This is a genomic window from Brevibacillus panacihumi (genome assembly GCF_003710985.1).
Taxonomy (GTDB): Bacteria; Bacillota; Bacilli; order Brevibacillales; family Brevibacillaceae; genus Brevibacillus; species Brevibacillus panacihumi.
In genome coordinates, this window is sequence record NZ_RHHT01000077.1 from 33,411 (window position 1) to 46,336 (window position 12,926).

Here is a 12,926-nt window from a genome sequence, read left to right on the forward strand (position 1 = left end):
GGGGAGAGAGCGATGAAGCAGCAAGCCTTGCCTGATTGTCAGCAGCAGGTGGAGCGTGTAAGACAGGAGATCGCCAAAGTATTGGTTGGGCAAAAGGAAGTGGTGGAGCAACTGCTCTGGGCTGTATTTGCAGGTGGGCACGCCCTGCTGGAAGGGGTGCCCGGTCTGGGCAAAACCTTGTTGGTCCGTACCTTGTCGCAAGCGTTTGAGCTGAGCTTTCAGCGAATCCAGTTTACGCCCGATTTGATGCCGACGGATATTACCGGTACGAACATCCTGCGGGTAGACGAGAATGGACAGCAGTCCTTTCAATTCCAGTCAGGACCGATCTTCGCGAATGTGGTGCTGGCGGATGAGATCAACCGTGCGACGCCCAAGACGCAAAGCGCCTTGCTGGAGGCCATGCAGGAACGGACTGTTTCTGCCGGAGGGGTGACCCGTTCGCTGCCTGAGCCGTTTTTTGTGCTGGCAACCCAAAATCCGCTCGAGCAAGAGGGGACCTATCCGTTGCCGGAAGCGCAGATGGATCGCTTTTTGCTGAAAATCGAGGTGCCGTTCCCATCTGAAGAAGAGTTGAAGGCGATTGTCATGAGAACGACCTCTGGAACCGCCGAGCAAGTGGAAAAGGTAGCTACGGGTCAAGAGATCTTCGAAATACAGCGGGCTGCACAAGAGATTCTCATGGCGGAAAGCGTCTTGAATTATGCAGTCCGCCTCCTGCTCGCCACACATCCGGGAGAGAACGCGATTCCAGCAGTCAAGCAATACGTGCGCAACGGCGCGGGACCTCGCGGGGTACAGGCGATGGTCTCGCTGGCAAAGGTACGCGCCTTGCTCGCCGGACGCTATAACCTGGCGTATGAAGATATTGCGGCTGTCGCGTTGCCTGCGCTGCGCCATCGCATTTTCCTCAATTTTGAGGGAGAGGCAAACGGCATCCAGCCGGATCAAATCATTTGCGACATCATCAGCTCGCTGGGGACGCAGACAGCATGAGTCGCTATTTGTTGGACCCATCGTGGCTGGCGCGGCTGGAGCGGATGCAGATGGCGAGCAAACGCGAGGCCGGCGGCAGCCAGGCGGGGAAGCGGCGTTCCAAGCTGTTGGGCTCTTCGATGGAATTCGCAGACTACCGGGCTTACACGCCAGGCGATGATCTGCGGCAGCTGGATTGGAATGCCTATGCGCGCTCGGGCAAGCTGTTTTTGAAAAAATTCCTGGATGAGACGGAGCTGCATGTGACGATCTACATCGATTGCAGCCGTTCCATGAGCTATGGCCAGCCCTCCAAGCTGGAGCTGGCGGTGCAAGTGGCGGCGGCACTCGGCTATCTGTCGCTTTGCAATCTCGACCATGTCTCCGTCACCGTCTTTGATTCGCAGGTGAGGACTTCGCTTCACGGCTTGCAGGGGAAAGGCCAGGCTGCTCGACTGCTCGATTTTTTGTCCAAGGTTCAGCCAGGGGGCGAGGGCGATCTGCAGGCGGCGATGCGTTCTCCGGGTGCGGTACGCGGCAAGCCGGGCATCTCCATCCTCCTGTCCGACTTTTTCTTTGAATCGGGCTATCAGAAGGGGGTCGCCTACCTGCAAGCAGCCAGACAGGATGTCACGCTCGTGCCCATCTGGTCATTGGAGGAGACGAATCCCGACTATCAAGGTGAATTGCGTCTGATCGACTCGGAGACGGGCAGTGCCCGGGAAGTTTCGATCACGGGCCTTTTGATGGAGGAGTACCGCAAAAATTTTCACGGATTCCAGGAACGCATGGCGGCTTTTGCCTATAAAAGGGGGATTTCCTATGTGCCCGTGCAGGCAGAACAGCCGCTTGAAGCAATCGTCTTTCAAGTATTTCGACAAGCAGGCATCATTCGCTAGAGAGGAGAGAGCACTATGCAATGGTTGGCCTTGGGAAACAGCTGGTTCGCACTGATCATCCCGGCGATCATACTGCTCTACCTGCTCAAGCAAAAGGTGGAGGAGCGGGTCGTTCCCAGCACGCTGATGTGGCGGCGAACCCTGAAAAACTGGGAAGCGGTCAAGCCGTGGGAAAAGCTCAAGCGCAATCTGCTGCTGTTTTTGCAGCTGCTTGCCGCAGTGCTGCTCGTGCTCTCCTTGCTTCGCCTGGCTGTGCCGACAGAAGGATTGACCGACCAGCACACCATCGTGGTCATTGAAAACGCGGCGAGCATGCAGGCAAAGGAAGGGGATATGACCCGACTGGAAAAAGCCATTCGGGCGGCGTCAGAGCTTGTGGAAAAGCGAAGCGGCGGGCAAGTGGTGACGCTCATCGAAGCGGGCCGGCAGCCGCATGTTTTGCTGGCACAAAGCAATGATCGCGAAGAGCTTGTACAGATCCTCCAGTCGATCAAGCCCCAACTGGGTTCTTCGGATACAAGCGCGGCCATGACCCTGACTGCGGCTATCGCTGCCAACGAGGCTGGCAGTGGCGTTGTCTGGCTTGGAGACGGCAAGACGGAGCGGCTTTTTGCAGCAAAAGCCCCACAAGGCATCTCTGGCGCTTTCCGCTTTATGCAGATGGGCCAGTTCCGGGAAAACACCTCCATCGGCGCTTTTGTCACCCAGCCCGTCAAAGGGGGAGTGGAGGGATTGCTGCGTTTGGACAATCAGGGAACACAGACTTCAAGCGGACAAGTATTCATCTACGATGGGGAAAATCAGCTGCTGGAGACGGAGGCCTTTTCGGTGGAGGCGGGAAGCTCCCAGACGATCACCTTCCAGTCTTTGCCCGCATCTCCCGTCTACCGCGCAGTCATTGAGCCGCAGCAGGATGGACTGGCTCTGGACAATGAGCGCTGGAGCATCCCATTCGCCTCGGGGATCGGTCAGGCGACACTCGTCTCGCCGCAGGGCAATCGCTTTCTCCATCAGGCCCTGCAAACGATCGGAAGGCTTGAGGTCGAGACGCGGCAGCAGATGCCGGAGGGTGCAGCCGAGGCACGGGATCTCTGGGTATTTGACGGAGTTGTTCCCGACCAGCTGCCAGAGGGCAATATCCTGTTGATTGCTCCAGACCGGGAAACGCCATGGCTGCCGTACCGCGGAGAGGCAGAACTGGAACAGCAGCCGCAAGCCGTGCAGCAGGAAGACCCGCTGCTTCGATACGTGGATTGGCGTGATGTCCACGTAGCAAAGACAGCGGTTCTGGACCCGATGCCGGGAATGAAAACGCTGGTCCGAGCAGGTGAGCGGGATCTGATCAGGGCGGGAGTCATCGATGGAAGACGCGTGGTCATCGTTGGTTTTGACTTGCATCAGTCTGATTTTCCGCTGCGGCCCGCTTTCCCGATTTTTATGCAAAATGGGATCAACTGGCTTTCTCCCTTGCAGACCGTGCCGATCGACGAGGCAACCCCAGGCGATGTGCTCAATCTTTCGCTCACGCCGGGTGGAATGAACCGAACGCTTACCTACCCGGATGGACAGCAGGAGCCGATAGAGGCGACAGGTACGAGCTGGCTGCTGCGAGTACCCGATCAGATCGGGTTGTACCGTCTGGACGAAGAGACTGGTGCGGGCAGGAGCAGCCGCTATTTTTCCGTGCCGATCCATGAGCGCGAGTCCGATATAACGCCGGATTTCATCGGTGTGGAAGTACTCGGAAAACCATCTGCACCCGCAACGGCAGCAGATTACCCATTGACTGGAAGCAGAGAGCTTACGCCTTGGCTCGTCGCTCTTGCTCTATTGGTCCTTTTTGTGGAATGGAGGGTGTACCAGCGTGGTTATTAACTTTCTCCAGCCTCTGTTTCTGCTGCTGCTGATCCCTGCGATCCTTGTCGTCGTACAGTGGCGGCGCAAGCAGAAGCAGATGGCCAAAAGCAAAAAATGGACGATAGCCATTATGCGCAGCCTCTTGTTTTGCCTGCTGATCTTGGTCTTGGCAGGCATGCAGCTGAACTTTCCTGTCCAGGGCAAGACGATTGTTTTTGTCGTCGATCGATCAGCTTCCATGAAGGATGACCCGCGTGTGACGGCGTTTATGAAAGCGGCCGTCCAGCAAAAGGCAGCCGAGGACCAGTACGCGGTGGTCGTAGTAGGCGGGACCGCAGCCGTAGACCAGCCCTTGACCCAGCGCAATCAGGTGCAGCAGTTGGGAGTGGAGATCAACAGGCATGCGACAGATCTGTCCGAAGGGATCAGACTGGCTGCTGCGATGATCCCCAGCCAGGCGCGGGGGAAGCTGGTGCTCTTGTGCGACGGCATCCAGACGCAAGGAGACGCAGAAAAGGAAACGAAGCTGGTAAAGGAGCGCGGGATCGAGGTAGAGGCTGTCTCCTTCCAGCAGGAGCAAGGCGATGAGGTAGTCCTGACCGCCTTGCAGGTGCCGCAGCAATTGTACAGCGGCGAGGAATACGCGATCAGTGTCGAGGTGGAAAGCACCTTGGCGACGCAGGCGACCCTGATGCTTTACGAGGGGAATCGGGAAGCGGGCAAACAGGTTGTAAAGGTGGAAAAAGGAAAAAATCGTTATGCGTTCACCCAAAAAGCGACGGAAGAGGGCTTTCACCGCTTCCGAGTGGAGATTGAAGCGCAGCGCGATACGAATCAGGCGAACAACCAGGCTACAGCCTATACCCAAGTCGCCGGAACGCCGACTGTCTTGGTCGTAGAGGGACATCAGGGAGCGGCGAGCAACCTCGTCTCAGCCCTTCAGGCAGGCCAGATGAAAGTGGAGGTCAAAGACATTTCCACCTTGCCCAAGGAGTTGGATGTCTACAAGCAATACGCTTCCCTCATCCTCGCCGACGTGTCCGCTACGCAGCTGAACGAAGCAGATATGGAACGGATGCGGACCGCAGTGCGCGATTTGGGCATGGGACTGATCATGACAGGAGGCGGCGACAGCTTCGGTATGGGAGGCTGGTTTCAGACGCCGATCGAAGAAGCGCTGCCTGTCCAGATGGATTTGAAAAACAAAGAGGAACTTCCGTCGCTCGGTCTGATTCTGGTCATCGACAAGTCCGGCAGCATGAGTGATTACGGCGACGGCTATGACAAGATGGAGCTGGCGAAGGAAGCGGCGATCCGCTCGACGACGATGCTCCAGGCGCAGGATCAGATCGGGGTCATCGCCTTTGACGGATCGCCCTGGGAGGTAGTCAGCCCTCAGCCGGTCAACAATCTCGCCGAGATCCATCGGCAGATCGGAAGTATTCAAGCAGATGGCGGGACGGACATTTTCCCGGCGCTGGAGTTTGCGTATCAAAAAATAAAGACGATGCAAACGAAGCGCAAGCATATCATCTTGCTGACCGACGGCCAATCCGGTGATTCAGGGCAATATGAAACGCTGATCGGACAAATAGCGGGTGAACAGATCACGCTCTCTACCGTAGCTCTCGGGGAAGACGCCGATCGCGAACTGCTAGAGAGGATGGCGGAATGGGGCAAAGGCAGGTACTATTTCGCCAGTGACGCCGCCTCCATCCCGCAGATTTTCAGCAATGAGACAGTGATGGCAAGCAGGACCTTCATCGTGGATAAATTGCAGGTGCCAAAAGTGACGGGAGCAGGGAACTGGTCGGGTCTTCGCCAGCCGCTGCCGCCGCTGCGGGCCTACATCGCGACGACGCCCAAGCAGACTGCCGAAGTTTCCCTGCTGAGCATGGACGAAGATCCGATACTGGCCCGCTGGCAGTACGGCCTGGGCCGAACAGCCGCCTGGACGAGTGATCTCGAAGGCAAATGGGCGGCGGAATGGGTCGGATGGGGAGGCAACAGCAGACTTTGGAACGAGATCGTCGCCTGGACGCTGCCGCAGATCGAGGATGGGGTATGGAAGACCCAGACCCAACTGGAAGGCGGCAGCGGAAAGGTGACAGTCACGCTGCCGGACGACGCAGCGATGCCGCAAGAGCTGGAGGCTGTCGTGTTGAACCAGCAGATGGACAGGCAAGTGATCCGTCTGAGACCGACCGCGCCCAATGTGCTGGAAGGAGTGTTCCCTGCTTCCGATCCAGGCAGCTATCTGATCCAGATTACCGAAAAAGCCGGGGGGCAGGCCGTAGCGAGCCAGACCACAGGCTTGACGGTTTCCTATTCCCCTGAATACGGGCTGCAGGATGACGGGGAGCAGCAGCTGAGAAATTGGCTCTTGGCTGGGGGAGGAGCGTTGATTTCAGATTCGCGAGAGGTTTTTGGCAATGACCTCCCAGAAAAATGGGAAATCCAAAAGGTGAGCGAATGGCTTTTGATGCTGGCAGCGCTCTTGTTGCCGCTGGATGTGGCTGTGCGCCGCCTGCAATTGCCGGAGATGTGGTGGGCGCGTCTTGGCAGCCGGACAAAAACCATGAGAGCTTCTGACAGCAAGGCCGCCGAAAAAGAGACGGTCTGGACCCGAATCGAGCAGAAACGGGCGAAAACCCGCAAGCAGACCCGCGAGCATCCCGGTGAAGGCATGTGGCAGCATGCGGTTGCTTCTGAGGAGCAGTCAGAAGCCTCGAAGCCGAAATCCGGCCATGCACAAGCAGGCCCCCGGCAACCGGTTCCGCCGCCTGCGCAAGCGAAGCAAGACGAAGACGAGCAGGCGAAGAAGCCGGATGAGACGTTGAACCGCCTCTTGGCAGCCAAAAAAAGAAGGGGCAAGTAGAGAGGAACAAGGATGGGTGCCGTCCCTTCCTTGTTTCTTTTTTGCTAGGCCAAAGGTACTAGGACGATGCATCGCTATACGAGCCACAAAATGTGTAAAAGCTGTGGAAGAGCTATTCCATTTTTCTACCGCATCCCAGTCTTATACTGAAACGAAGCAGATACAGTGAAAGAGAGGACATCTACGTGAAGAAGTTTGATATTTCGATCCTGACGATTGCGGTTTTGATACTGGGATTGGTCGTTCTTGGCTTCTACGAGTCGGCGGTGAAAAAGAACGATCCCGTTTTGGCAAAAGCAGGACAATCCGAGATTACGCAACATCAGCTGTACAACGAGATGAAAGGCTTGTATGGCAAGCAAATGTTGACGGAGCTGGTCGCGCAGTCCCTGATTCGTCAGGAAGCCAAACAGCAGAATATAACAGTGAGCCAGGAAGAGATCGACAAAGAAATCGACGCGATGAAGCAACAGATCGGATCGGAACAAGCATTTCTCGACTACCTGGAATCGATGGGCATGGATCTGAACAAGCTGAAAGATCAAATGAATCTCCTCATGACACGGGACAAATTGCTGGACAAGGCTTATCCGGTTACGGACGAGCAGATTGCGGCCTATTACGAAGAGCATAAAAGCCAGCTCGGCTCTCCAGTGCCTCCACTGGATCAAGTGAAGGAGCAGATCACGATGATTCTCGTGGACAGCAATCGGGCCGAGAATTACGGCAAATGGTGGAGCGACCTGCAGGAGAAGCACCACGTAGAGTATTTCGATCCAGCACTGAAAACCGACCAAGAAAAAGCGGCAGGTTGATCGCCTGCCTCGAATGGAAAAAAGACCTGCGCCGCCCAACGCTGCGGTGCAGGTCTTTTCTGCGTGCCGTTTTTTGACAAACAGGTGCGCAAAGGCTATCCTACAGGTAGACAGCAGGAATAGCAAAAGTACAGATAGGCGGGTGGTGCGTTATGCAAGACTTATGGTCGGGAAGCGGAATTCAGAACATTCCGTGAAGCGCTCGTGCTAACTCATTTTTCTCGCAACGATCCGTTCGATCCACTTCCAGGGCAGCCATTGCTTGGCAGCTATCGTAAGGCGCACGCCTCGTCCGACAGGATAGCGGAAACGAGGCCTTTCAGACGTTGCTGCGTGCACGATTGCGGCGATGACTTCATCGGGGGCCGGGGCCTCGGTCTGAATGTTTTCTACCATAGCCAACATTTTTTGCATTTGCTGTTGATAGGCCGAATGCGGATGCTGGCGCACCTGTGCGATGCTTTTCTCCCAGATGGAGGTGCGGTAGGAGCCAGGCTCTATCAGGACTACGTGGATGCCAAACGGAAGCATCTCCAGACGCAGCGATTCGCTGAATCCTTCAACGGCATGCTTGGATGCGCAGTAGGGGGCAAGCCCGGGAAAACCGAAGCGACCGCTGATGCTGCTGACGTTGATGATCCTGCCGTGTTTTCTCTGCCGCATATAAGGAAGAACGGCTCGTGTGACATCGATCAAGCCGAACACGTTCACCTCGAATTGCCGGCGCCATTCCTCGGAAGCTACCTCTTCGACAAAACCGCCGCAGGCATATCCTGCGTTGTTGAGGAGCATGTCGATTCTTCCGTGACGATCCACGATGTCAGAGACAGCATGATCTATCTCGTCTGGGCGGGTTACATCAAGAGCGAGAATCTCCACGCGCTCAAGGACGAGGTGGGCGGAAGCAAGTTGGATCAGTTGTTCGCGCTTGCTCGGATCCCGCATGGATGCGACTACGTGAAAACCGGATTTGGCCAGCGCGACAGAGGCATGCATGCCAAATCCACTGGAAGCACCTGTGACCAGTGCAATCGGCTTATTATGCATAAGAGTTCTCCTTTTTCTACCAGAGTTAGCTCAAATCGATCCCGATTTACAGAGGGAAGGATGAAAGTTCATAAATTTGTTCATAAATTTGTTAACAAAATGATAACAAATAGACTTTGTTAACAGGTAAATTTATGTATACTTAAATGGGTGCTACGCTAGGGAAGAGGGGTCTACATACCCATCTATTCCTTTTGTTTGTTTTCACGAGGGTTGCTAATCCTTTTCGCGATTGGGTATCATAGTTGTGGAAAGTAAAGATTTCCAACGTGAGCAAACAATTGGGAAAGACTTTGCCTTCTAGTTACATAGCGTAGCTAGAACGTTACCAACACGAAGAAAGAGGGGTTCATAGGTATGAAGGGTTGGCAACAGTATTGGCGTCAACTGTCCCTGTTTGGTCTGCTGTCGCTGGTATTAACCGGTTGCGGTAAAGAAGAGCTTTCCGCTCTAAGACCCTCAGGTCCGGTTGCAGCCATGCAATTCGATTTGATGAAGCTGTCCTTTTTTATCATGATCGGCGTATTTGTAGTCGTTATGCTGATCTTTACGTACGTACTTATTCGATATCGTAAGCGTCCGGGACAGCAAGGGATTCCGAAACAAGTGGAAGGAAACCATGCGTTAGAGATTCTCTGGACTGTTATTCCGTTCCTGCTTCTGATTGTGATGGCGGTTCCAACTGTTACGACAGGATTTGAGCTGCACAAAAAGTATTCTCCTGAAGAGGCTGTGCAAGTAAAGGTTACGGCTCACCAATATTGGTGGGAATTCGAGTACCCTGACCTTGGCGTGGCTACAGCACAAGACTTGGTTATTCCAGTGGACAAAAAGGTACAGTTCGTCGTTACGTCCGCAGACGTGAAGCACGCGTTCTGGATCCCTGCTCTGGGCGGTAAAATCGATACCAACCCTGGCTTGGAAAACCCAATCTGGCTGCAAGCTGACAAAACCGGCGTCTTCTACGGGAAGTGCGCGGAGCTCTGTGGAGCGTCCCATGCTTTGATGGACTTCAAAGTAACCGTTATGGAACAAGCCGATTTTGACAACTGGACTGCAAAAATGAAAGGTGTTCAAGCCGCTGAGCCAGTAGCAGCAACATCTGCTGTTGCGAAACAAGGTGAAGACATCTTCAACCAAAGCTGCTTGGGCTGCCATGCGATTGCAGGCAAAGGCGGCAAACTGGGTCCAAACCTGACCAACTTCGCTGACCGTGAGCGTGTGGCCGGTATCCTGGCTCATACTCCAGAGAACGTTGCAGAATGGCTGAAAGACCCTCAAAAAATCAAACCAGGTAACAACATGCCTAACCTCAACCTGGATGACAATCAAGTAAATGCATTGGTAGAGTACATGTCCACGCTGACAGTGGAAGATAAGAAATAGACTAGCCGAAGGCAGTAACGCTTAAAAGGAGGTAAAACCGTGTCTGCACATGCTTCTCACGCACCAAATCGTAGCGGGCTGTGGGATTGGCTCACGACAGTTGACCACAAGAAGATCGGGATTCTGTATTTGATCGCCGGTGGAATTTTCTTCTTGGCCGGCGGTCTAGAGGCTATCCTGATCCGTTTGCAGCTTATTTATCCAGAGCTCTCCATTGTCGGTGCAAGGACTTTTAACGAACTGATCACCATGCACGGAACCACGATGATCTTCCTGGCAGCGATGCCGATCATCTTCGCTCTGATGAACGCGATTGTACCTCTGCAAATTGGTGCTCGCGACGTAGCATTCCCATTTGTGAACGCCCTGGGTTTTTGGCTCTTCTTCTTCGGAGGAGTTCTGCTCAACACTAGCTGGTTCTTGGGCGGTGCCCCGGATGCTGGTTGGACCTCGTATGCGACCTTGTCGCTGAATCAGTACAGCCACATGGGTGTGGATTTCTACGTTCTCGGTTTGCAGATTGCCGGTCTGGGTACCCTGATCGGTGGTATCAACTTCCTGGTAACGATCATCAACATGCGTGCTCCAGGAATGACGTTTATGCGCATGCCGATTTTCACATGGGCATCCTTCGTTACCTCCGGATTGATCCTGTTCGCTTTCCCAGCGATCACGGTAGGTCTGGTATTGCTGATGTTCGACCGTCTGTTTGGCGGTAACTTCTTCAACCCGGATGCGGGCGGTAACATCATTATCTGGGAGCATTTGTTCTGGATCTTCGGTCACCCTGAAGTTTACATCTTGATTCTCCCAACATTCGGTATCATCTCCGAAGTTGTGGCTACTTTCTCGAAAAAACGTCTGTTCGGTTACAGCTCCATGGTATTCGCGACAGCGCTGATCGGCTTCCTTGGCTTCATGGTGTGGGCTCACCACATGTTCACAACAGGTCTCGGCGCCGTAGCCAACACCCTGTTCGGTCTGGCGACGATGCTGATCGCCGTGCCGACGGGTATTAAGATCTTTAACTGGCTGTTGACGATGTGGGGCGGACAAATTCGCTTCACGACAGCGAACCTTTTTGCAGTTGGTTTCATTCCGACGTTTACAATCGGTGGTATGACCGGGATCATGCTGGCTATTCCTCCGGCTGACTATCAGTACCATGACACGTATTTCGTCGTAGCGCACTTCCACTACGTTATCGTTGGTGGTATGGTGTTCGGTCTGTTCTCGGGTCTTTACTACTGGTGGCCAAAAATGTTCGGTAAAATGATGAACGAGACCATCGGGAAATGGAACTTCTGGCTGTTCTTCATCGGTTTCCATCTGACCTTCTTCCCGCAGCACTTCCTGGGCTTGATGGGGATGCCGCGCCGTGTCTATACGTACCTGGCAGGACAAGGTCTGGAAACAGGTAACTTTATCAGTTCGATCGGTGTTATCGGAATGACGCTCGGTACCATTTTGTTCGTAGTCAATGCGATTGTGTCCGCTCGAGGACCAAAAGCTGCGGCTGATCCATGGGATGGACGTACGCTGGAGTGGGCGATTCCATCTCCGCCGCCAGAGTACAACTTCGCACAAACTCCACTGGTTCGTGGTCTGGATGCTTTGTGGGTAGAAAAAATGGCTGGCAACAAAGGCATGACACCAGCAGAGCCGCTCGGTTCCATTCACATGCCATCGCCTTCGTTCTTGCCATTCCTGATGTCTATAGGTTTGTTCGTTGCAGGTTATGGCTTCATGTATCACGTGTACCCGGTTGTCATTCTGGGTATTGGATTCACATTTGGTTGCATGATTGCTCGTTCTTTGAAAGACGATCCTGGCTACCACATTGAACCGGAAGAAATTGAGGGGAAAGGGGTTAAGGCTTAAATGGCTACACATCACGCACATGCGGTATTGCCTGACGAACCGGAAAAAGCCACCCTTGAGGGCAAGAATAAGATTCTTGGCTTCTGGCTCTTCCTTGGCGGTGAGACCGTCCTTTTCGGTTCCTTGTTTGCGACCTTTATCGCACTTCGCGATCAGGCCAATGGCGGACCTACTTCACAGCAATTGTTCGATATGCCGCTCGTTGCTGCTGCAACACTGATCCTGTTGACCAGCTCGATGGCAAGCGTTATGGCTGTTCTAGCCCTGCATAAAAAGAACTTGAAACAACTGCAAACCTGGATGACAATTACTGTTGTTCTGGGTCTTGCGTTCCTTGCCTTGGAGATTTATGAGTTTGTCCACTACACAAGTATGGGACACACTATTAGTGCGAGTGCTTTTGGTTCGGCCTTCTATACACTGGTCGGCTTCCACGGAGCGCACGTGGCGTTCGGTATCTGTTGGATCATCGCCCTTCAATTGCAAACGGTCAAGAAAGGCCTGACAGTGGTTACAGCACCGAAGTTCTACGTAGCTTGCTTGTACTGGCACTTCATCGACGTCGTTTGGGTATTCATCTTTACTGTGGTATACCTCATGGGTATGATCGGTGGAAAGGTGGGATAAAACAATGGGAGCAGGTACGCATAACGAAGATGTTCGCAAGCCGAAAGTAAGTCATGACGGCGTAAAAAGGCATCTGGTGGCCTTCATTGGATCACTTCTTTTGACTGCATTGGCCTTCATTGCGGTCGCGTATGAAGCAGTTCCAGTAGGCTTTACCGTACCATTTATCGTCATCCTGGCTATTGTTCAAGCATTATTCCAACTTTTCGTCTGGATGCATATGGACCAAAAAGGGCACGAGTTCGCTCGAATCAGTATCTTTGCAGGTTCGTTCTTTATCGCAGCAGCGATCTTCGTGTTCATCTTCTGGGTTTGGGTTGGAGCATAATACAAAAGAGAGCAGACAATTCATTTTGTCTGCTCTCTTTTTCTGTTCAGATAAGGGTTTATAAGCCTTCGAAGCTTTTTTCAGCTCCTTCAGAAGAAGCCCACAAAATGTAGAAAGGGAGGACCAGGAAAAGCTGGTCGAGGAAAAAGGGAGAAGAGCGGAAGGCATTTGGGATCTTGACCAAGCTGGAGCGGAAAAGGCGGAACACGCTATCAGCGGCCAGCGCGCCCAGC

General features: G+C 53.8%; 10 protein-coding genes. 9 read left to right on the forward strand and 1 reads right to left on the reverse strand.

Annotation, left to right across the window (positions count from 1 at the left end; translation table 11 throughout):
• The first annotated feature begins 12 nt into the window (after positions 1-12).
• From EDM58_RS24430 to EDM58_RS24450, 5 genes are all read left to right on the forward strand, one after another.
• On the forward strand, positions 13-996 hold the full coding sequence (locus tag EDM58_RS24430; RefSeq protein WP_122915648.1) for an AAA family ATPase: 984 nt from the start codon (positions 13-15) through the stop codon (positions 994-996).
• A complete protein-coding gene (locus tag EDM58_RS24435; protein WP_122915649.1) occupies positions 993-1,874 on the forward strand; it encodes a DUF58 domain-containing protein in 882 nt (293 codons plus the stop codon). Before EDM58_RS24430 ends, EDM58_RS24435 begins: the two co-directional genes overlap by 4 nt.
• A 15-nt stretch (positions 1,875-1,889) precedes the next feature.
• A complete protein-coding gene (locus tag EDM58_RS24440; protein ID WP_122915650.1) occupies positions 1,890-3,749 on the forward strand; it encodes a vWA domain-containing protein in 1,860 nt (619 codons plus the stop codon).
• Positions 3,739-6,609, forward strand: a complete 2,871-nt coding sequence (locus EDM58_RS24445) for a VWA domain-containing protein (RefSeq protein ID WP_122915651.1) — start codon at positions 3,739-3,741, stop codon at positions 6,607-6,609. Before EDM58_RS24440 ends, EDM58_RS24445 begins: the two co-directional genes overlap by 11 nt.
• A gap of 185 nt (positions 6,610-6,794) precedes the next feature.
• Positions 6,795-7,424 (forward strand): SurA N-terminal domain-containing protein, encoded by a 630-nt coding sequence (locus EDM58_RS24450; protein ID WP_122915652.1) that lies wholly within the window; start codon positions 6,795-6,797, stop codon positions 7,422-7,424.
• 207 nt (positions 7,425-7,631) lie between these two features.
• Here EDM58_RS24450 and EDM58_RS24455 read toward each other — a convergent pair whose 3' ends face one another.
• Positions 7,632-8,471: an oxidoreductase gene (locus tag EDM58_RS24455; protein ID WP_122915653.1), complete on the reverse strand. Its 840-nt coding sequence runs from the start codon at positions 8,469-8,471 to the stop codon at positions 7,632-7,634.
• A gap of 357 nt (positions 8,472-8,828) precedes the next feature.
• Here EDM58_RS24455 and coxB point away from each other — a divergent pair, with 357 nt between their 5' ends.
• Genes coxB through EDM58_RS24475 form a run of 4 tightly spaced genes read left to right on the forward strand, consistent with a single transcriptional unit; the run spans position 8,829 to position 12,693 of the window.
• Entirely contained in the window at positions 8,829-9,857 is a 1,029-nt protein-coding gene (coxB, locus tag EDM58_RS24460; RefSeq protein WP_122915654.1) for a cytochrome c oxidase subunit II, read from the forward strand.
• Between the two features lie 39 nt (positions 9,858-9,896).
• A complete protein-coding gene (ctaD, locus tag EDM58_RS24465) occupies positions 9,897-11,738 on the forward strand; it encodes a cytochrome c oxidase subunit I (RefSeq protein ID WP_122915655.1) in 1,842 nt (613 codons plus the stop codon).
• The gene (locus EDM58_RS24470; protein WP_023558472.1) at positions 11,739-12,365 is read left to right on the forward strand and encodes a cytochrome (ubi)quinol oxidase subunit III; all 627 of its coding nucleotides are present in this window, start codon (positions 11,739-11,741) and stop codon (positions 12,363-12,365) included. It begins immediately after the preceding gene.
• Positions 12,366-12,369: 4 nt separating this feature from the next.
• Positions 12,370-12,693, forward strand: a complete 324-nt coding sequence (locus EDM58_RS24475) for a cytochrome C oxidase subunit IV family protein (protein WP_122915656.1) — start codon at positions 12,370-12,372, stop codon at positions 12,691-12,693.
• Positions 12,694-12,926: the final 233 nt, after the last annotated feature.